This is a genomic window from Hymenobacter elongatus, assembly GCF_004745955.1.
GTDB classification, from domain to species: Bacteria; Bacteroidota; Bacteroidia; order Cytophagales; family Hymenobacteraceae; genus Hymenobacter; species Hymenobacter elongatus.
In genome coordinates this window covers 1-19450 of the sequence record NZ_SRLD01000057.1, presented here as the reverse complement: position 1 = coordinate 19450, position 19450 = coordinate 1, and the positions used below count along the sequence as shown (strand labels likewise).

At 55.4% G+C, this 19450-nt stretch carries 19 protein-coding genes; 8 read left to right on the top strand and 11 right to left on the bottom strand.

The window, feature by feature from the left end; translation table 11 throughout:
* Positions 1 to 26: 26 nt before the first annotated feature.
* Together E5J99_RS19585 and E5J99_RS19580 are read left to right on the top strand one after the other, a co-directional pair.
* Complete coding sequence (locus tag E5J99_RS19585; protein WP_135499505.1) at positions 27 to 329, top strand: 50S ribosome-binding protein YggL; 303 nt, start codon at positions 27 to 29, stop codon at positions 327 to 329.
* Between the two features lie 191 nt (positions 330 to 520).
* Entirely contained in the window at positions 521 to 2308 is a 1788-nt protein-coding gene (locus E5J99_RS19580) for an acyl-CoA dehydrogenase family protein (protein ID WP_135499504.1), read from the top strand.
* A gap of 94 nt (positions 2309 to 2402) precedes the next feature.
* Here E5J99_RS19580 and E5J99_RS19575 read toward each other — a convergent pair whose 3' ends face one another.
* The 4 genes from E5J99_RS19575 to gldD all read right to left on the bottom strand — a co-directional run bounded on the left by E5J99_RS19575 (position 2403) and on the right by gldD (position 7677).
* Entirely contained in the window at positions 2403 to 2696 is a 294-nt protein-coding gene (locus tag E5J99_RS19575; protein ID WP_135499503.1) for a hypothetical protein, read from the bottom strand.
* 72 nt (positions 2697 to 2768) lie between these two features.
* Positions 2769 to 4220 (bottom strand): hypothetical protein, encoded by a 1452-nt coding sequence (locus E5J99_RS19570; protein ID WP_135499502.1) that lies wholly within the window; start codon positions 4218 to 4220, stop codon positions 2769 to 2771.
* A 716-nt stretch (positions 4221 to 4936) separates the two neighbouring features.
* A complete protein-coding gene (gene recG / locus E5J99_RS19565; protein ID WP_135499501.1) occupies positions 4937 to 7033 on the bottom strand; it encodes an ATP-dependent DNA helicase RecG in 2097 nt (698 codons plus the stop codon).
* Positions 7034 to 7080: 47 nt separating this feature from the next.
* On the bottom strand, positions 7081 to 7677 hold the full coding sequence (gene gldD, locus E5J99_RS19560; RefSeq protein ID WP_135499500.1) for a gliding motility lipoprotein GldD: 597 nt from the start codon (positions 7675 to 7677) through the stop codon (positions 7081 to 7083).
* 101 nt (positions 7678 to 7778) lie between these two features.
* On the opposite strand from gldD, the gene E5J99_RS21660 reads away from it, so the two are divergent.
* On the top strand, positions 7779 to 8018 hold the full coding sequence (locus tag E5J99_RS21660) for a hypothetical protein (RefSeq protein WP_210114492.1): 240 nt from the start codon (positions 7779 to 7781) through the stop codon (positions 8016 to 8018).
* On the opposite strand, the gene E5J99_RS19555 is transcribed toward E5J99_RS21660, so the two are convergent.
* Both E5J99_RS19555 and mutY read right to left on the bottom strand, forming a co-directional pair.
* Positions 8015 to 8443 (bottom strand): single-stranded DNA-binding protein, encoded by a 429-nt coding sequence (locus E5J99_RS19555; protein ID WP_135499499.1) that lies wholly within the window; start codon positions 8441 to 8443, stop codon positions 8015 to 8017. The genes E5J99_RS21660 and E5J99_RS19555 overlap by 4 nt on opposite strands.
* A 96-nt stretch (positions 8444 to 8539) precedes the next feature.
* Positions 8540 to 9631 (bottom strand): A/G-specific adenine glycosylase, encoded by a 1092-nt coding sequence (mutY, locus tag E5J99_RS19550; protein ID WP_245319133.1) that lies wholly within the window; start codon positions 9629 to 9631, stop codon positions 8540 to 8542.
* Between the two features lie 42 nt (positions 9632 to 9673).
* Between mutY and E5J99_RS19545 the strand changes: the two genes are divergently transcribed.
* From E5J99_RS19545 to E5J99_RS19535, 3 genes are all read left to right on the top strand, one after another.
* Entirely contained in the window at positions 9674 to 10132 is a 459-nt protein-coding gene (locus tag E5J99_RS19545) for an HU family DNA-binding protein (protein WP_262713068.1), read from the top strand.
* A 113-nt stretch (positions 10133 to 10245) separates the two neighbouring features.
* A complete protein-coding gene (locus E5J99_RS19540) occupies positions 10246 to 11103 on the top strand; it encodes a tetratricopeptide repeat protein (protein ID WP_245319131.1) in 858 nt (285 codons plus the stop codon).
* 312 nt (positions 11104 to 11415) lie between these two features.
* Positions 11416 to 13026, top strand: a complete 1611-nt coding sequence (locus E5J99_RS19535) for an Rne/Rng family ribonuclease (protein ID WP_135499495.1) — start codon at positions 11416 to 11418, stop codon at positions 13024 to 13026.
* 106 nt (positions 13027 to 13132) lie between these two features.
* On the opposite strand, the gene E5J99_RS19530 is transcribed toward E5J99_RS19535, so the two are convergent.
* On the bottom strand, positions 13133 to 13828 hold the full coding sequence (locus E5J99_RS19530) for a porin family protein (protein WP_167852245.1): 696 nt from the start codon (positions 13826 to 13828) through the stop codon (positions 13133 to 13135).
* A gap of 105 nt (positions 13829 to 13933) precedes the next feature.
* Here E5J99_RS19530 and gldB point away from each other — a divergent pair, with 105 nt between their 5' ends.
* Both gldB and E5J99_RS19520 read left to right on the top strand, forming a co-directional pair.
* Positions 13934 to 14935 (top strand): gliding motility lipoprotein GldB, encoded by a 1002-nt coding sequence (gene gldB, locus E5J99_RS19525; RefSeq protein WP_245319128.1) that lies wholly within the window; start codon positions 13934 to 13936, stop codon positions 14933 to 14935.
* Between the two features lie 38 nt (positions 14936 to 14973).
* Entirely contained in the window at positions 14974 to 16176 is a 1203-nt protein-coding gene (locus E5J99_RS19520) for a glycosyltransferase family 4 protein (RefSeq protein WP_135499493.1), read from the top strand.
* 50 nt (positions 16177 to 16226) lie between these two features.
* Here the strand turns inward: E5J99_RS19520 and nth are convergent, their stop codons facing one another.
* The 4 genes from nth to E5J99_RS21455 form a co-directional block, all read right to left on the bottom strand.
* Positions 16227 to 16916: an endonuclease III gene (gene nth, locus E5J99_RS19515; RefSeq protein WP_135499492.1), complete on the bottom strand. Its 690-nt coding sequence runs from the start codon at positions 16914 to 16916 to the stop codon at positions 16227 to 16229.
* A gap of 322 nt (positions 16917 to 17238) precedes the next feature.
* Positions 17239 to 17874, bottom strand: coding sequence for an RNA polymerase sigma factor (locus tag E5J99_RS19505; RefSeq protein WP_135499490.1), 636 nt, complete (start codon positions 17872 to 17874; stop codon positions 17239 to 17241).
* Between the two features lie 554 nt (positions 17875 to 18428).
* Positions 18429 to 19007 (bottom strand): DUF6799 domain-containing protein, encoded by a 579-nt coding sequence (locus E5J99_RS19500; RefSeq protein ID WP_135499489.1) that lies wholly within the window; start codon positions 19005 to 19007, stop codon positions 18429 to 18431.
* Positions 19008 to 19087: 80 nt separating this feature from the next.
* Positions 19088 to 19234 (bottom strand): hypothetical protein, encoded by a 147-nt coding sequence (locus tag E5J99_RS21455; RefSeq protein ID WP_167852244.1) that lies wholly within the window; start codon positions 19232 to 19234, stop codon positions 19088 to 19090.
* Between the last annotated feature and the right edge of the window lie 216 nt (positions 19235 to 19450).

Below are 19450 nucleotides of genomic sequence, written 5' to 3'. Positions count from 1 at the left end.
TTACGGTCTGAAACTCGCGGGGGAAGGTGGGCATAGCAGAACGGTGTCGTTACCCAAAGCTAAGCCTGCCCTACCCGGCGGGTTTCTTTTTTGCCTCCTTACCAACCCCCAAAAGGCTAAAGTCAAGGTTAGAGCAGATTGAGGAATTCGAGCTTATCATCGGCGGTGCGCTGGATGACTTTGCGGCGACGCCGGTGAAGCGCTTGTCGCAGGCCCAGGCCCAGGAAAAGCAGCAACAGCTTCAGCAGTGGCTGCAGGCGCGGCCCGAAGTAGCGCAGGCCACCAGCACGGAGTTGATTGATGCCTACTACGGTCCTTTTCGCACCTAAATCCCAAAAGAGAAGCTTCAGCACAATGAGGCTTCTTTTTTGGTAAAGTACTCGGCAAGCATAACATAATTTCGTATATTTCGGTACGAATGTATTCTGGCCCTGCTGTGTTCTAAACTAGTAGGCAAGCCGAGTAGTTTACTAGTGACTTTCGAATTCAAAATTCCTTAACCTAACCTCTCACCCTGGCCATGGAAGTATCCCACAAGCTTGTAAAAGGCGGCGAGTTCCTCATCAAAGAAACCGACGCCCAAGACGTATTCACGCCCGCCGACTTCTCGGAGGAGCAAAACATGATGCACCAGACCGCGCTGGACTTCGTGGATAAAGAAGTGCACCCCCTGCTGGAGCGCCTCGACAACCACGAGGAGGGCCTGATGCGTGGCCTGATGGAAAAAGCGGGTGAGCTGGGCTTGTTCGGCGTAAGCATCCCCGAGCAGTACGGCGGCCTGGATATGGACTTCCCAACCTCGCTGCGCGTGACGGAAGGCGTCGGTGGCGGCCACTCATTCCCGGTGGCTTTCGCGGCCCACACGGGTATTGCCATGTTGCCTATCCTGTACTTCGGCAACGAAGAGCAGAAAGCCAAATACTTGCCCGGCCTCACTAATGGGGAGCTGATGGGTGCTTATTGCCTCACTGAGCCCGGCTCGGGTTCCGATGCCCTGGGTGCCAAGACCAAAGCCGTGCTGACCGAAGATGGGGAGCATTACGTGCTGAACGGCCAGAAAATGTGGATTACGAACGGTGGTTTCGCCGACGTATTTGTTGTATTCGCCAAGATTGACGGGGAGCATTTCACCGGCTTTATCGTGGAGAAAAACACGCCCGGATTGAGCCTCGGCAACGAGGAGCATAAGATGGGCATCAAGGGCTCGTCGACGCGTCAGGTGTTCCTGTCGGATGCGAAGGTGCCGAAGTCGGCGGTGCTGGGCGAGATTGGTAAGGGTCACCTCATTGCCTTCAACATCCTGAACATTGGCCGCATTAAGCTGGCTGCGGCCTGCCTGGGTGCTACCAAGATGGCCGCTACGCTGAGCGTGAAGTATGCCAACGAGCGGGTGCAGTTCAAAATGCCGATCAGCAAGTTTGGCGCTATCAAGTATAAGCTGGCCCAGCAGGCCGTGCGGATTTACGCGGTTGAGTCGGCTATCTATCGTGCTGGCATGGACATCTTCCGCATGGAGCAGGAGCTGCTGGCCAAAGGGCAGAGCCACAACGAGGCATTGCTGGGTGCGGCCCGCGAGTTTGCCGTGGAGTGCGCCATTCTGAAAGTAGAAGGCTCGGAAGTGCTCGATTACGTGGTGGACGAAGGCGTGCAGATCTATGGTGGCTACGGCTTCTCGGCCGACTACCCGATGGACCGCGCGTATCGGGATTCGCGCATCAACCGCATCTTCGAGGGCACGAACGAAATCAACCGCATGCTGGCCGTCGACATGATCCTGAAGAAGGCCATGAAAGGCGAGCTGGACCTGATGGGCCCGGCCCAGGCAGTGCAGCAGGAGCTGATGGCAATTCCGGACTTCAATACCGAAGAAGAAACCGGCTTGTTTGCTACTGAGAAGCAAACCATTGCCAAGTTGAAAAAGGCAATTCTGATGGTGGCTGGCACGGCCGTGCAGAAGTACATGAACTCGCTCGCCAAAGAGCAGGAAGTACTGATGAACATTGCCGACATGGCCATTAAGGTCTATACCGCCGAAAGCACCATCCTGCGCGTGGAGAAAGAGGCTGGTATCAAGGGCGAAGAGGCAGTAGCTCAGCAGATCGACATTGCCCGCGTGTACCTCTACGACACGGTGGACATGGTTAACAAGTTCGGCAAGGATGCCATTGGCACCATGACGGAAGGCGACGAGCAGAAGCTGCTGGCAATGGGTCTGAAGCGCTTCACCAAAGCTGACCTGTACAATGCCAAAGAAGCTCGTCGTCGCATTGCCGATCAGCTGATTCAGGCCAACGAGTACAGCTTCTAAGGAATAAAATTGTTTTGGTTGAATAAAAAAGGAGCCCCTGATTCAGGGGCTCCTTTTTTGTGCTTACGTCTTCATCGTGTGGCGGTGTCCGCTATTACTTGGCCCGCACAAACTGGCGCGTAAGGGTGAAGTCGGTGCCTTGCACGCGCAGGGTGTAGCTACCGGGGCGAAGCGTTTGCAGGGGAAGCTGGACTTCGCCGGCTACCAGCCGGGCGGCTGGCAGAGCCAGCACTTCGCGGCCCAACACTATTTCACCTCTGGGCAGCAACTGGAGCTTAGCCCCGACCAAGCTGCTGGACCAGCGAAAGCCGAACGAATAATCGAGCCGACTTTCCAGCCGCCGCTGCGCCTGCCGCTGCCGGAAGGTTTTCGGCGTAAGGGTGCCCAACGGGGTAAGTTGTTCTAGAGCGTCAGGACGCGGTTCAGCAGCTTCATCGGGCAGTAGATACAGGCTTAGCATTTACTTTATCACAATCTTGTTCAGCTGTAGCGCCGCTGATTTCTTGCTCGGGCGGCTCACGCCAATGATGGTTTTAGCATCGAGCCAGCCAGTGAAATCCTTCACGTACGCCAGGTTTTGGTCACTGGCTACGCTTAGGCCGAGTCCTTTGGCCGGCGTCACCACCCCTGTTTGGGCATTCACGCGCCGCACGTAGAGGTCCGATTTGCCGTTGATTTTCTCCTGCGTGAGAATCTGCACCTCGGGGCCGAACACGGAGGCGCGGAAGCCAATACCGGTAAAAGACTCAGCAGGCGGCGCTACCTGGTCTTTGGCAATAATGCTATGCCAGGTGGGGCTCTGAAATTCGTTGTAGCCAAACACGTGCAACTCCCGGGCGTGCACCGGCGACTCGTCGCCGCCTTCTTCATATTTTTTCTCAGCAATAACCACCAACTGCTTTTCCGGTGTCAGCAGCAAGTCCGCCAGGTACACGTCTTCCAGGCGTTTGGCGCTGCTCTGGCCCGCTTTGTTTACCTCCGCCAGATACTCGGGCGTAAAGCGGAACTCCGGGGCAAATTTCATGTCCCCTTCGCCCGTAAAGTCAAACTTAACCACCTTCAGGCTATAATACTGGCCGGTTTCACGTTCGGTGCAAATGGCGGCGGCATAGAGCGTGTTATCGGGCTGCAAGCCAAACTTGGCGTCGAATACCGTCACAGCTTTGCCGCCGAAACTGCCGCCCACGGCCACCGACATCACCTTGGTGTCGGGATTGTCGTTACGGTAGCGGCGCACGGTGAGCTTCTTCATCTGGTCGCTGATGAGCGTAACGTACTGCGCGCCGTCGTTGCCGATATAGATGGTGGGAGAGAAGATGGCCCCCAAGTCGTGAAAGTCATAGGTGCGGTCCTTGAGCTTGGTCAGCTTCTGGTCGTACACCGCGGCGCTGATGGCCTTGATCTGGCTGTCGCGGGTGAGGTAGCGGTAGGCCACCAGCTTGGTGCCGTCGGGGGAGATGGACACGCCGGGCCGCCGGTCGCGGGCCGCCGCGTCGAGCAGCTTCCTGGCGGTAGCCTTCTGCCCGGTGCGCAGTTCGATAAGCACCGCCGAGAGGTTCTGGTTGGCATTATCTTTTTGATGAACTACCACGAAGGCTTGCTCGGTACCCCGGCCAAATGCCTCCACGCTTTCTCCTTCTCCCACCGCTAGGGGAGCTGTCCAGAGCTGTTTCAGGTCGGCATCGTAGCGCTCCACGGCATATTGCGTCGCCGACTTGTGGGCCAGAATTATGAAGCCGCCGCCATTTAGGGGAAGCATTTTGCGCGTAACCCGCTGGTTGTAGCGGTCTTCAGCCTGCTCGGGCAGGTAGCTGAAGGATACCGATTTTACCTTCTGGGCTACAACGGCAGGGGACGCCGTGAGCAGGCTGACCAACAGCGTGCCAGCGGTTAAGAAAAATGTAAGCCGCATGGTAAAAGGTAGTTAAGTGAGAAAAATTACAAAAGACAAAAAAATGTACTCTCCAAAGGTATCCAACTCTGCTGGCTTCGCGTAAAGGCCACGCTCCCCTACGGCAACCGGCCCGGGTCATCACCATTTGTTCACGCTATCATAACGTTAGGATAGTCACTTTTGCGGCCGACATCCGTTTACTTTGCCAGAAAGTAACAGGAAAAAAGCAGCTTGGGGGTAGAGGTAATATTGCAAAAACGAGATGCGATACAATCTTTGCTTGAATACGTATGGTGCCCACGCCAGCTGGTCACTCGGCGCGGAACAGGCGCTGATATCACCCAAAATTCTGCTTTTTTCCTTTCGACTCCGGTTTTTGGCTTAAACTTTGTTCTGGTCGCGCCGCTAACTGCTTAGCATTCCAACACTATGAAATTTCTACTCAAGTTCGTTTTACTCTTCGCTTTAATTGTGGGTGGACGGCTGGCCAAACAGTCGGCCACGCCAGTAGCAACCGCAAAGCAAGTTCAGGCTGCGCCGGTTCAGGCTGCTTCGTTTTTTACCCGACAGGTAAGGCTAGTAAATACCTCGCATGGCGGCGGCAGTCGGCTCTGGCAAGCAACGGCCCCATCCACTTCTTCCCGATCATCGGAAGCATTCGAGTAATACCGGCAGGCGACTTTTATTAAGTCGCCTTTTTTATGCGCAATCGTTTTTACTGGCCCTGCGCAGCGCTAGCTGATGCGGCTCCAGTTGACGGCCGTAGCGGGCAACGATTCGATGTGGCGCCGGATGTTCAGGTTCTGGGGCATTCCCAGGCTGGGGTCTTCGGTCAGCAGTTGTTGGGCCGCCGCCCGTGATTCGGTTAGGATACGGCCATCCTTGGCCAGATCGGCGATGAGCAGGTCCAGAACGCCACTTTGCTGGGTGCCCATCAGGTCGCCGGGGCCGCGCAGCTTCAGGTCAATGTCCGCTATTTCGAAGCCATTGTTCGTGCGCACCATCGTTTCGATACGCGTCCGGCTGTCTTTGCTGAGTTTGTAGCCCGTCATCAGGATGCAGTAGCTCTGGTCGGCCCCGCGGCCTACGCGGCCCCGTAGCTGGTGCAGCTGGGACAGGCCGAAACGCTCGGCGCTTTCGATGACCATGACGGAGGCGTTGGGCACGTTCACCCCCACTTCAATAACAGTGGTAGCCACCATAATCTGAGTTTCGCGGCGCACAAAGCGCTGCATCTCGTAGTCCTTTTCCTCGGCCTTCATCCGGCCGTGTACAATGCTGATCTGAAACTCGGGAAATGCCCGTGCCACGCTTTCGTAGCCATCGGTGAGGTCTTTATAATCTAGAGTTTCCGATTCCTCGATCAGAGGATACACGATGTATACCTGCCGCCCCAGATTGATCTGGTCGCGCAGAAATTGAAACACCTTGAGCCGATTGGAGTCGTAGCGGTGCACGGTTACGATTGGTTTGCGGCCCGCTGGCAGCTCATCAATTACCGACACATCCAGGTCGCCATACAACGTCATGGCCAAGGTGCGCGGAATGGGCGTGGCCGTCATTACCAGCACGTGCGGAATAACGTGCGGGTTCTTCTGCCACAGCTTCGAGCGTTGAGCCACGCCAAAGCGGTGCTGCTCGTCCATGATGGTCAGCCCCAGGTTGCGGAACTGCACCACATCTTCGAGCAGCGCATGCGTACCGACCAGCATGTGCATCGTGCCGTCGCGCAGCTGCTCGTGCAGTACGCGCCGGTCGGCCGTGCGGGTGCTGCCCGTGAGTTTGCCAAGGGTGATGCCGAGCTGGTCGGCATACACTTTAAGACCCACGTAGTGTTGGTCGGCCAGAATTTCGGTGGGAGCCATCAAGCAGCTTTGAGCGCCATTATCGGCGGCCATGAGCATGGAAATGAAGGCGACAATGGTTTTGCCCGAGCCTACATCGCCCTGCAGCAGGCGATTCATCTGTTTGCCGAGGCAGAAATCTTTGTAGATGTCGTGGATTACACGCTTTTGGGCACCAGTGAGGTCGAAAGTGAGGTGATTTTTGTAGAAGTTCACCAGCGTGGGCACCTCCTTAAAAATCTGCCCGGCCAGCGCCACTTTGCGCTGGTCACGCTGCCGCAACAGCTTGAGCTGCACGTAAAAAAGCTCCTCAAACTTCAACCGAAACCGAGCCGCTTGGAGTAGCTCCGTGCTCTGCGGAAAGTGAATCTGCTGGTAGGCTTCGGCCTTGCCCATCAGGCTGTACTGCCGGATCAGGTCCGGCGACAACGACTCCTGCACGTGGGGCAGGGCAATCTTGAGCAGGTCGCCCGTCATCCGCGCAATAGCCTTGCTATCGATGCGGTGGTAGTTTTTGAGCTTCTCGGTTGTGTTGTACACGGGCTGCAAAAAGCTCTGGCCCGGCTTGGCTTCGGATACTTCCTCCAGGTCGGGGTGGGCCATTTGCGGCCGACCATTGAACACGGTCGGTTTGCCGAAGACAATGTACTCTTGGTGGTTCTTGATTACCTTCTCCAGATAATTCACGCCCTTAAACCAGACCAAGTCCAGCTCGGCGCTACCATCCGACACTTTGGCCACCATCCGCTTCTTGGGGCCCTCCCCAACGACCTCGCGGTTGCGTAAGATGCCTTTTACCTGCACGTAGGGTAGGTCTTCGTGCAAATCGACGATGGTGTAAAATTGCGTGCGGTCGAGGTAGCGGAAGGGGTAGCGCTGAATCAGGTCTCCGTAGGTGAAGATGTTCAGCTCCTTTTGCAGCAGCGTGGCCCGCTGGGTGCCTACTCCCCGCAAACTCTCGATTTTGGTGTTGAAAAAGCTACTCATGAAGAAGCCGCAAGCTAAAGTCTAAGGCGGTTGGGAGAGAAGTCAGGCTAGCGAAATTTCAGCGTGTTGAGCATCTGCACTACATCCTTCTTCACGTAGTCGATAACCGGAGCTAAGGAATCGTTAGCTGTAGCGGTGCGGAAATACAAGGCGCCTCGGAAAAAGTGCGTGGTGCTGTCGGTGGTGTAAAACTGAAACTGGCTGGGCACTTCTCCCGACAGCTCAAAAACAGCCACCCGCAGCCCACTTGGCGTTTCAATCACACTCTCATCAATAGCGGAGGCCTTAATCTGGTGCTTGGCCGTGAGCTTGCGGGCATCCTCCAGCAAGCGGTTTAGCAGCTTCGGGTCGTGCTTCACCGGCATGTACGTAATCTGCACATTGGCCTGCAAGCGCGGATAGTATATGTTAATCCAGTGTGGCTGGGCCAGATAGGAGGAGTCGCGCAGCACTTTGGCCTGGCGTGAATAAGCAAACGTATACGGGTGCCCGACCGCCAGCTGCTGGTAGCTGGGCGGCGGCAGGTCGATGCGGTTGTAGCCTCTGGGCTTGGGAGTGAAATCGGCTGGCGACGAACAGCTGGTCAGCAGCATGCCAAAAACCGAAACAACACTCAGAGTACGTAAGAGGAGGGAAGAAGGCATTTAGCGCAATGCAGATGTACTGTTCAAAGGTAACCAGAATCGGGTACGCACCCAGGGTGGATACCGCTGGTAAAGCAAAGGATGACACTGTACTATATATAATGCAGCAACGCAAAAAGCCCCGGCGATGTGCCTTGTCCTTACCCAAAACTCAAACGCCCTTCCAGCCATGTGGCTGGAAGGGCGTTTTTGTGCGGTTGACTATCTGGTTTACCGCTTTTCAAGCGTGGTCAGCTAACAAAAAGGGCCTTGGCATTACCTCCGGGAAGCCGGAAAAAGATTTGGGTAAGGACAAGGCGATGTGCCGGGGCTTTGCAGAAAGCCTTGTGAAGAAGCTCTAAAAAGGCAGTTGGTCGATTTCCGGCTCTTGCCGGAAGGTTTGGGCCTCAACCGCTTGCTCGCTCCCCTGTCCGGCCGTTTGTGCGTCGCCATGCGAACGTCCTCCCAGCATGGATATCTCGTCGGCCACGATTTCCGTGATGTAGCGCGTCTGATTGTCCTTATCTTGGTACTGGCGCGTACGCAGCTTGCCTTCGACGTAAATCTGCTGGCCCTTTTTCAGGTACTTCTCCGCCATTTCGGCTAAGCCGCGCCAGGCTGTAATGTTATGCCATTCGGTACGCTCCACGCGAGTGCCCGATTTGTCCTTGTAGTGGTCATTCGTAGCCAGCGTAAAGTGAGCTACACTGGAGCCACCTTCCAAATGCCGAACTTCCGGGTCTTTGCCCAGATTGCCTACCAGAATTACTTTGTTGATGCCAGCCATTTTGTGGTTGTTAAACAGGTAAAAGAATTGAATAGAAGAGGTTTATCCTCTTATAAAAATAGTAAATCCTGTGTATATGTCCAAATATTTTAGTTTTTATTTCCAATATTTGTCAATATAATTAGCAATCAAAACTGACTTGGGCAATTCATGGGCTTCACTAGGGGTGAAAGGGGCTAATCCAGAGGTGTTTAACGCAGCCGGAGGCAGCGGCTGCTCCAGCCATACGCAATGAAAGCGCGCTTCCACTTTCTGGTGGCTCAGCACGTGGCGTAGCGCTACTACTGGCTCCTCGGCCCGGTCCGTCGCTAGTTGGCCTCCCAGTGCCGTCACGGCATCTGCCAGCGCCAGCCCCGATAGCTCAGCAGTATCGGTTTCCGTTAGGGCAAAGTCATATAAGCCCTGCCAGATGTCCTTAGCGCCTCGTTTCTTTAAGTAGACCGTTTCACCGTGGCGCAATACTATATAATGGAAGTAGCGCGTACGGCTTGCCTTGGCTTTGCTCTTCACCGGTAGCTCTTGCACCATACCGTGCTGAAAGGCGTAGCAGTGGCTTTGTAACGGGCAGAACAAGCAGTCCGGCTTTAGCGGAGTACATTGAATTGCTCCGAATTCCATAATAGCTTGGTTGAACTCAGCGGGCGCGGCGGCCGGAATTAAAGTATCGGCCAGTGCCTGAAACTCCTTGCGCGTCGCCGGCACAGCTATATCCGAGGCAATGCCGAATACCCGGGCCAGCACCCGATACACGTTGCCATCGAGTACAGCCACCTGCTCGCCAAAAGCAAACGAGGCAATAGCCGCTGCCGTGTACTGCCCAACGCCCCGCAGCCTGAGCAACTCGCTGTACGTGCCTGGAAACACTCCCGTATACTCCCGCACAACCTGCTGAGCGGTGTAATGCATGTTGCGGGCCCGGGAATAGTAGCCCAAGCCCTGCCAGTGGCGCAGCACTTCATCCTCGGGCGCGGCGGCTAACTCCTGTACGGTCGGGTAGGTCGTAATGAAGTCGAGGTAATAGGGTAGGCCCTGCTTCACCCGGGTCTGCTGTAGGATGACTTCGGAAAGCCAGATGGCATACGGGTCGCGGGTGTGACGCCACGGAAGGTCGCGGCGGTGGCGTGGGTACCATTCCAAGAGTGCCGGGGCAAAATAGGGGTGGGTGGGAGTAAGAACAGAAAGAGGCAACACTTTGATATATAGATGTTTGAAGAAGAAATGGGATGCTAAATGGATTGTGCAAAAAGTATTGCAAAACCAAAAAAGGGGACTACCTTTGTGGCCCGAATTCGCAAGCGAACAGCTTACCGGGCAAGGGCTTACGTTTTGAATCGGGACTTTTTGCCCAGCATACATTTTTCACACCTTAGTACACATACCAGCGTGACTAAAGCAGAAGTAATCGCCGAAATCGCCGACAAGACCGGCATTGAGAAGACCGACGTATCGGCTACCGTTGAAGCATTTTTCAAAGTGGTAAAAGATTCGATGGCCGACGGCAACAACATTTACGTGCGTGGCTTCGGTAGCTTCGTAAACAAGAAACGGGCTAAGAAAGTCGCGCGTAACATCTCCAAAAACACGTCCATCATCATCGACGAGCACTTCATTCCGAGCTTCAAACCGTCGAAAACCTTCATTGGCAAAATCAAAAACAGCAAGAAGATCAAAGAGCTGGCTCAAGCTTAACCTTCTTTCTTCGTAACATTGCCGGCCGAGCCGCCGGGGATTCCAGTATTGGGAGCCCGGCGGCCTGCTTTTTCCACATGGCATCACGCACTTCATCCCATCAGCTTCTGGTTTTGGCCGCCGCCCTCGCGCTGGTAGCCGGCTTATTTCTGTTGCCCAAGGGAATTGTGAAGCCAAAAGAAGGAAAAAAAGAGTTGAGTCAGGAAGCAGCTCGCACGGCTAACCGCGACAACGGAGCTGCTGCGCCTTCTACTTCTTCCGTAGATGGTGCGGCTCCAAATGGCGCTACGCCGGAGCAGCCACACATGACGGTAGCCCCGGAGCAGCGCCGCGAAATTGGAACCCTGCTGGCCAAGTATATGGCTGAGCGCGACCCGAATGCCAAGCTGCGGCTGGCTACGGACCTAGCAGTTAAGTATAAGGCTGTCGAGAAATTCGATAGTGCCGGCTACTATTACGAGCAGGTGGCGCAGGCTCGTCCCGGTGAGCAGGCTTGGCAACGGGCCGCCGACGCGTACTACGAAGCTTTCAGCTTTGCTACCACCGAGGAGCGCGCCAAGCAACTGGGCGTCAAAACCCGGGAAATGTATGAGCGGGTGTTGAAAAATAACCCCGAGAACCTCGACGCCAAAACCAACCTGGGTATGGCGTACATGGCCGGCGACAACCCGGTGCAAGGCGTTACCTTGTTGCGGGAAGTATTGGCGGCCGACCCCAAAAATGAAAAGGCTATCTATAATCTGGGTATCCTCTCGTTGCGGAGCAACCAGAACGACAAAGCGGTGGAACGCTTCCGGGAACTGACGGTCGTCAATCCGGACAACGCCAACGGCCAATTTTACCTGGGCGTATCCCTGGCTCTGACCGGAGCTAAGGAAGACGCCCGCAAGGCCTTTACCAAGGCCAAAAGCTTGAGTACGGACGCCGGCTTCACGGCTTCGGTGGACGAGCAATTGCAGAAGTTGAATTAAGTTTTTTTACAACCCTAACCACATCAAACATGCCCTGCGGTAAAAAGAGAAAGCGTCATAAGATTGCCACTCACAAGCGGAAGAAGCGTCTGCGCAAGAACCGTCACAAGAAGAAGTAAGCCCTTTCCGGGTTTGCTGGCGGCTGTCTGACAGCCGTCTATCTCTCACGTAGAGTATCCCGAGAGTGGTTAGCTATTCGCTTTTCCCGTGGCTCAAAAGGGAAGCCGGTGCCTGGTGCACTGGCTTCCCTTTGGCAGTTTGGGGGGCTTCAGCAAGCTGCTTTTATGATGCTCTCTTAACTTATCTGACCCATTGAGTAACGAATTAGTCATTAATTCTACTCAGGAAGGAGAACGGATTGCCCTGCTTCAGGATAAGCGGCTCATCGAATACCATTTCGACCGCAACGACACCAACTATTCCGTTGGTGACATCTTCCTGGGTACGGTCAAGAAAGTTATGCCCGGTCTGAACGCCGCGTTCATTGACATCGGGTATCAAAAAGACGCTTTTCTTCATTACGGTGACCTGGGGGATAATTTTCCCTCGTTGCTGAAGTGGAGCAAGGGCGTACAATCGCAGAAAATTACCGTCGGGGCGCTCAAGAACTTTCAGTTCGATGGGCAGCTCGACAAAGTCGGCAAGGCCGCCGACGTGTTTAAAAAGGGCCAGCAATTGCTGGTTCAGATTGTAAAGGAGCCAATCTCTACCAAAGGCCCACGCCTGTCGATGGATATTTCCATGGCGGGCCGGTACCTGGTGTTGGTTCCTTTCTCTAATACAATCAGCGTATCCAAGAAAATCGTCAGCAAGACGGAGCGGGAGCGGCTCAAGCGGCTCATTGCTTCCATAAAGCCCGACAATTTTGGCGTGATCATCCGCACCGTGGCCGAAGGCCGCGAGGTGGCTGAGCTCGACCGGGATATGCAGAGCATGACGGCCAACTGGGAACAGCTTTTTCAGGCCTTACGGGCGGGTAAACCGAACGACAAGGTCTTGGGTGAGCTGGGCCGCACCAGCTCCATGATTCGTGACATGCTCAACGAAAGCTTCGACTCCATTACCGTGGACTCGGCGCCGATGTATGAGGAAATGCGCAGCTACCTCCAGAAAATAGCCCCCGACCGGCTCGGCTTGCTCAAGCTCCACACCGGTAAGGTGAAAGTGTTTGAGCACATCGGGCTGGAAAAGCAGCTGAAAACGCTGTTTGGCAAAACGGTGACGGTACCGGGCGGCGGCTATTTGGTGATTGAACACACCGAAGCTCTGCACGTTATCGACGTCAACTCGGGTAACAAGAGCAACCAGGAAAGTGACCAGGAGGCTACGGCTCTCATGATCAATATGCTGGCGGCCAAGGAAGTAGCCCGGCAGCTTCGCCTGCGCGACATGGGCGGCATCATCGTGGTCGATTTTATCGACATGAAAAGTGCCGACAGCCGCAAAAAGGTGGAAGATGCCGTGAAGGACGTCATGAAGAATGACAAAGCGCGTTTCACGATTCTGCCCATTACCAAGTTCGGGCTGCTGCAGATTACGCGGCAGCGCGTGCGCCCCGCCGAGAACATCGTGACCGGTGAAGTGTGCCCCACTTGTGGCGGTACGGGCAAGATTTCGGCCTCTATCCTCGTAACGGACGAAATCGACAACAGTATTGAAGACCTGCTGGTTACCCAAAACCAGTCGGGCATCACGCTGTATGTGCACCCCTTCCTGCACGCCTACTACACCAAGGGATTGGTGTCGAAGCAGATGAAGTGGTATCTCAAGTATTACAAGTGGGTGAAAATCATGAAGGATACTTCATTGGGCCTCACCGACTACCGCATCGAGGATGAACGGGGCGAGGAAATCGAACTGCATTCCCCCGCCGCCGCTATGAGCCGCCTCCAGGACCGGGAGGTGGAAGAAATTATTGATTGACGGTTTTTCTGCGAAAACCTTCCTGATAAGAAGAAAGCCCCCGCTGCTCTGGATGAGCGGCGGGGGCTTTTTCTTGGTCGATATCGGTAGCCTACCAGGCCACGGGTTAAAACTTGATGCCCAGGTCCAGCGCTATTTCGTTGTTCTTGAGGGTGACATCCTGGAAGCCCCGGTCTTTGTCGAAATACTTGTCAATGTTAACCAAACCCCGGTGGTAGGAGATGCCGGCAAATATTTTGGTGCTCTGACCCAGCTGATACTCGGCACCGGCCCCAACCAGCGCTGAAACGTCGGGGATGATGACGTGCTTCGAGGATTCGGTTTCGGCGTTGCCGTTGCTGGGGTCCTTATAGCGCTTCTCGTCGTTGATGCGGGTGGCAATAACGCCGCCGGCCGTACCGCCCAATTGGAAATACAGCTTCACGTCGGTAGCTACATCGTTGGTGAACAGCTTTACGGTAACCGGTACTTCCAGGTATTGCAGGCCAATTTTCTGCTCGCGCCGGATACTCGGAACAGTTGACACCGAGTTTGGATCAAGGTCGAGGTAGGTAATGGTACCACCTTTGCCCGCCAGCCACAGGCCAGTGCTGAAAGCATAGTTTTGCCCGAAGAAATAATCTACTACCAGTCCGCCGCCCAGGCTGAGCTTGCTCTTTTCACTCTGAAAATCCAGGGCGGAGGGGGAGTCTGTGCGCAAGTAGGTGATGGAGGGTGAAAGCTTCAGTCCGATTTCAACCTGAGCCGAAGCCGCACCGGCTGATGCACCCAGCACCAGCATCGAGAGAATCAATTTTTTCATAAGCATGGGAAAAGAGCCAGCCTTTAGACGAAAGTCAGCCCCTCGGCGTTTCGTTTTGGCTATTTTCGCCCTAAAGATAGAAGCGTGACTTACATTCCTGCCTACATGCGCCGTTTCCTGGCTTGTTTTCTGAGCATTAGCCTGCTGTTGAGTGGCTGCACGTCCAACGAAACGTGCCAACCCGACCCGGAAGTGGCCAAAGTAGCCGTATCGGTGCAACTGGAACGCCTCGAGCAGCCGTTCTTCCAGATCAAGACCGTAGCCGATGCGAAGCAGTTTCTGCAGCAACAGCCGCTTCTCGCCGACCAGTTTCTACAGCGGCGTCAGTTTCCTTCCGACGAGGTGCTGGCTACGAGCTTAGCGCGGCTGTCGACCAATGACGGCCTGCAAAAGCTGGGACGCGAATCGGCGGCGGCCTTCCGTGATACGGATAGCCTGCGGGCCGAGCTGAAGCAGCTTTTCCAACATGTGCGTTACTATTTCCCGGCTTTTCCGGTACCGCCCGTCAAAACGTTCGTGAGCGGGCTGAGCCAGGATCTGTTTGTAAATGATAGCCTGATGGTGCTGAGTCTGGACTTTTTTGCTGGCCCCAAGGCTAGCTACCGCCCCAATGTGCCCGATTATATTCTGCGGCGCTACGCGCCGCCTTACATGCTGCCCACGGCTGCCCTGGCCATTTCTAGTAAGTACAACCAGAAGCAACTCACCAACCAATCGATGCTGAGCGAGATGGTGCAGTTCGGCAAGTCGCTGTACTTCGCCGAAAAAGTGCTGCCCTGCACTGCCGACTCCCTGCTGATTGGTTTCACGGATAAGGAGTTGGTGAACGTACAGTTCAACGAAGGCAAGGTATGGGCCCATATTCTGGAAAAGAAGCTGCTGTATAGCACGAGTCCGTTCATCATCCAGAAGTATATGGGCGAGCGGCCCAACGTGCCTGAAATCGACAAAACCTGCCCTGGTCGGGTGGGCGTGTGGGTGGGTTGGCAGATCGTGCGTAAGTACATGAGTGAGCATCCCAACGTGACGCTGGCGCAGCTGATGGCCGAGAAGGACCCGCAGCGGATTCTCAATGGGTCGCGCTACCGTCCCAAGCGGCGCGACTAGGCGGCGCGCCCGAACCTCCCTCTATAAGCAGCATAGCCGTGCACATCGCCGTTTTCAGCCAGTACCACACCAATCCTGACTGTCCGGCAACGAGTCGGCACTACTCCTTGCTGGCGCACCTGGCCAAGTCGCACCGCGTCACGCTCATCACGACCCGCACCTGGGAAGCCCAGCGCCTCACGCAGCAGTATCCGTGGCTGCCGGAAGGCGTGGAGATGCGGGCGGCGGAAGTGCCGTATCAAAACACGATGGGCGTTTCGCGGCGGCTGCTGGCTTTTGGGCAGTACGCGGCCTACGCCGTGCGCGAAGGCCTGCGCCTTGACCGCCCCGACGTCATCTGGGGGATTTCGACGCCGCTGACGGCGGCCTGGGCGGCGGCGCAGGTTGCCCGCCAGCGGCAGATTCCCTGGGTGTTTGAAGTGCAGGATCTGTGGCCTTCTTTTCCTATTGCTATGGGAGCGGTGCCTACGCGCTGGGCGCAAAAGCGGCTTTTCGCGCTCGAAAAAAGTCTGTACCGAAGCGCAAGCCACATTCTGCCTCTTTCACCCGATATGAGCCGCTACATCGGGAACCAGGGCGTGGCGGCCAGCAAAATCACAACGGTGCTCAATGGTACTGATCTGGACTTAGCGGCCCAGGCTACACCGGCAGCAGTGGCCGAGCTGCGCACAGAACACGGGCTAGTGGGGCGGCGCGTCATCCTGTACGCGGGTACTTTCGGGCGAGCCAACGATATTCCCACCCTGGTGGCCGCCGCCGAGCAGCTAGCCTTAGTGCAGCCCGATATCGTGTGGCTCTTCATGGGCCTAGGCTTTCATGAGCCATTGGTGCGGGCCGCCGCCGTGCGGTGCCCGGCTATCCGGCTGGTGCCGCCCCAGCCGCGGCACGCCGTTTTCTCCTGGTTCCGGCTGGCGGATATATCGGTAGTTTCCTTCTTGAATTTGCCCGTGTTGGATGCCAACTCGCCGGCCAAATTTTACGACAGTCTGGCCGTTGGCACGCCCGTTGTCGTCACCAACCAAGGCTGGACAAAAGCCCTGGTGGAGCAATACCAGTGCGGCTGGTATACGCCCGCTGGTGACGCCGCAGCCCTACAGACACTTTTGGCTGACGTTTTAGGAAAGCCGGACAAGCTTGCTGAAGCCGGTCTCAATGGAAAAGCTGTTGCGGCAGCTCAATTTGACCGGCAACATATTGCTCAAACTATTCAGCAGGTTATGGAGAGTAGCGTAGTCGTTTAAGCCGAAGAGAACTAGTTTTGTGCTAAGTTGTACTGAATCTTCTGTTTTTATCAGATGCTAGGTGTAGTGGCTGCATTCAAGTCTTCGGCAGCGGGCTGGCCAAAGTTTGTGATATAGTATTTGCAAAAGCCTTTTAACGGGCAGATTTCGCACTTTGGGGTGCGGGCAACACAAATGTACCGGCCGTGTAAGATCAGCCAGTGGTGCGCTTTAGGAATTAATACGAGTGGTATATAACGCACCAGCTCCTTCTCGACGGCCAGCGGTGTAGTTGCTGTCTTATTCACCAATCCTAAGCGGTGTGATACCCGAAAGACGTGCGTATCCACGGCCATAGCAGGCTGGTTGTAGATAACCGAAACAATAACATTGGCGGTCTTGCGGCCCACGCCCGGCAGGCGCTGTAGCTCCTCAATAGTGCTGGGCACTTCCGACCCGAAATCGTCGACCAACATGCGGCCCAGCCCGGCGAGGTGCTTGGCTTTGTTGTTGGGGTAGGAGATACTGCGGATGAAGGGGAAGATATTGTCGGCTGATGCTAGGGCCAGCTGCGCGGGAGTCGGAAACTGCTCCAGCAGTGCCGGCATAACGTGATTGACGCGCTTGTCGGTGCATTGTGCGCTGAGCACCACGGCCACGATCAGCTCGTAGGGGTTGCCGTAACGCAGCTCGGTCTGGGGCTCAGGAAAGTGCGTGGTGAAATAGTCGAGAAAACGACGGAACCGCTCGGGCTTGCGCATGACAGGTAGGCAAATGGGAGCGGCAAAATAACGGCAAAAAAAGACATCCTGAATTTGCAACAACCCTTGGTTCGCCAAGCCACTATCGTTTTCACGAACCAGGCGGGCAAAGGCTTTGTGCAAAATCAGGATGACGGAGACGGTATCTAATCTTTACCCTGCCTTAAGAAAAGTGCGGGAGTACTGTAGAATCGAATCGGTAGTGCGCTGGCTGGGGGCGCTTTTCAAGCCTTCCAGGCAGCGCTGAGCGAGTAGTAGATCAGCACATGCCGCCGCCAACTGGGCGTCGTGAAGCAAAGCGTGCTCTACTTCCTGGTGCTCATTAGCCGGCAATTCGTTGTATACGTACCGGAGCAGCTTCTCGTGGGTAAAGGTTTTGATCATAGAAAACGGGTTGTGCGGCCATCTTCTTCCGCAGGTTTATCAGCGCGTAACGCATACGCCCCAGCGCTGTGTTAATGCTAACCCCGGTCGCGTCCGCAATTTCCTGAAAGCTCATATCGCCGTAATGACGCATGATGAGCACTTCCTTCTGCACTGCGGGCAAGTCCTGAATTAACTCCCGAAGACGGGCGTGGGTTTCCTCACGAGTGATAGTTGCTTCCGCTCCCTCTTCTGCCAACGACAACGAGTTAAACACGTGACTTGTTGTATCGAGACTTAATAAAGGGCTGCGTTTTTCGCGCCGAAAGAAATCGATGGCCAGATTGTGGGCGATGCGGCAGATCCAGGAGGAGAATTTGCCTTCCTCGTTGTAGCGCCCACTCCTCATCGTGTGGATGGCCTTGATGAACGTGTCCTGCAGCAAATCTTCGGCAACGTCTTCATCGCGCACAATCAGCATGATGGTGGTGAAAACGCGGCTTTTGTGCCGCTCTAACAATAGGGCGAAAGCATCTTCCTTACCGGCGATGTAAAGGGATATGAGAGCGGAATCGCTCGGCTGCATGGTGTCCATAAAGGCTACGGGTTAAAGGAACGTAGAGCTTTAGGCCATAGAGTGCAGTTGCCGGTGAAATCGAAAAAGTTCCTGGAGAGGGAGATGCAGTTCTCAAATGTAGAAAACGCCAACACCATTCGCAATGCGTGGTTGCTTCAAACCCAAAATAATTGTTGCCCTTTGAAATAAAGCATCAAATAGTGCTTATCTACTATCGAGTAATGCGGGCAGCTTTGAAAAAAAAGCGCCGCCAAAAGTGAGTTTACGGCATTTGGAGACAAAGCTGTTTAGGGAGTAGACTTGTTCCTGAATTAGGACCCGATGCTAAAATTTGGCTGTCATGCTGAGCTTGTCGAAGCATCTCTACCGCAATGCTAAGTACCACTGCGGTAGAGATGCTTCGACAAGCTCAGCATGACGGCCTTTTTTCGTTTCGCTTTATTCAGGAACAAGTCTAGTTGGTAAATCACTTCAGAACGTCATGCTCAACACGACGTTCGACAGACTTCCTAAACAAACTCGACATAAAAAAAGCCCGCTTGGCGGGCTTTCACACGAGTTGAGAAACAGTATCAGCGTCGTAGCTGGGAGTCAATTTCCTTGAGGCTGGCATCAATAGTAGTTGCGCCGGCGGTTTGCCCTATGGCGGCGGCAGTGCGCTCGGCCAGGCGGTCAGAGAGCTGTAGCAGCAGAGTGAGGCGGCGCTCGGTGCGCAACAGCTCGGTGGCCAGCTGTTGCGAAACCCGCTCCTGGGTGCCGCCGGCAATCCGGGTTTCGGTGGGTGCGCCCGTAACCTGGCGGGCGTGCTGCTCGATGGCCGGTGCCGACATCATATCATCGGTAAAGTTGACTATGACACCCTGCATGTTCACGGCTTTGCCCTCCGGCAGCATCTGGCGGGAGCCATCCTTGCCGATCATGATGCCGTCGGGGCGCACGGTCAGGCCATTCTCCATCGTGAGCGGGGCCGATAGCCGGGACGACTCTCCCGCCTGCAGGCGCATCGTGATGCCACCGCGCCGCATGACGCCATCTTTCAGGGTGACCGGAGACTGAGCTTTGGTCGTCGGGGCCTGCGTTTGGGCCACGGCAGGAGCTACAGGCAGCAAAGCGCTGCCGAGGGCAAAACAGGCGAGGAAAACATAGTACATGGCGCAGGGGCAAAAGTAGGGTGACAAGAAACCGGGCGCGTCTTTATCTTTTCCTGCTGACGGAGTTTGCCCCGGCAAGGTTACGCGTTGGTTTCGTGGGCCCGGCGGCGGGCAAGCCATTCAGTGGCCAGGCCCTCGTCGCTGAACAGGCGCACGTGGCAGTCGGCATTGGAAACCAGGGGAGCCCCATTTTCCTGGTCGATGACTTGCAAATGAGCCGGCGACATAAGAAACGCCAGATACACGCGGCCACCGAGCAAGTGGGCCAGGCGCGGCAGAAAAGTTGTCAGAACCCACTGGGACGAGTCTTCGCTGATATAGCGGTTTCGTGAACGGTGTATCCTTTTATGGGTTTTTCCGTACGGTAAGATATGAAACCTTATTCGCTTGATTTACGCACCCGCGTCGCCGCAGCCTGTGAGCAGGCCGGCTCACGCCAGCAA

Bases quoted from the DNA above. Each gene is read 5' to 3' on its own strand.
- gldD (WP_135499500.1), bottom strand. From the start codon at position 7,677: ATGCCTTCTTCCCTCCTCTTACGTACTCTGAGTGTTGTTTCGGTTTTT.
- E5J99_RS19570 (WP_135499502.1), bottom strand. From the start codon at position 4,220: ATGCGGCTTACATTTTTCTTAACCGCTGGCACGCTGTTGGTCAGCCTG.
- E5J99_RS19530 (WP_167852245.1), bottom strand. From the start codon at position 13,828: ATGAAAAAATTGATTCTCTCGATGCTGGTGCTGGGTGCATCAGCCGGT.
- E5J99_RS19555 (WP_135499499.1), bottom strand. From the start codon at position 8,443: ATGGCTGGCATCAACAAAGTAATTCTGGTAGGCAATCTGGGCAAAGAC.
- E5J99_RS21660 (WP_210114492.1), top strand. From the start codon at position 7,779: ATGCAGCAACGCAAAAAGCCCCGGCGATGTGCCTTGTCCTTACCCAAA.
- E5J99_RS19500 (WP_135499489.1), bottom strand. From the start codon at position 19,007: ATGTACTATGTTTTCCTCGCCTGTTTTGCCCTCGGCAGCGCTTTGCTG.
- E5J99_RS19545 (WP_262713068.1), top strand. From the start codon at position 9,674: ATGGATTGTGCAAAAAGTATTGCAAAACCAAAAAAGGGGACTACCTTT.
- E5J99_RS21455 (WP_167852244.1), bottom strand. From the start codon at position 19,234: ATGTCGCCGGCTCATTTGCAAGTCATCGACCAGGAAAATGGGGCTCCC.
- nth (WP_135499492.1), bottom strand. From the start codon at position 16,916: ATGCGCAAGCCCGAGCGGTTCCGTCGTTTTCTCGACTATTTCACCACG.
- E5J99_RS19580 (WP_135499504.1), top strand. From the start codon at position 521: ATGGAAGTATCCCACAAGCTTGTAAAAGGCGGCGAGTTCCTCATCAAA.
- E5J99_RS19505 (WP_135499490.1), bottom strand. From the start codon at position 17,874: ATGGACACCATGCAGCCGAGCGATTCCGCTCTCATATCCCTTTACATC.
- recG (WP_135499501.1), bottom strand. From the start codon at position 7,033: ATGAGTAGCTTTTTCAACACCAAAATCGAGAGTTTGCGGGGAGTAGGC.
- gldB (WP_245319128.1), top strand. From the start codon at position 13,934: ATGCGCCGTTTCCTGGCTTGTTTTCTGAGCATTAGCCTGCTGTTGAGT.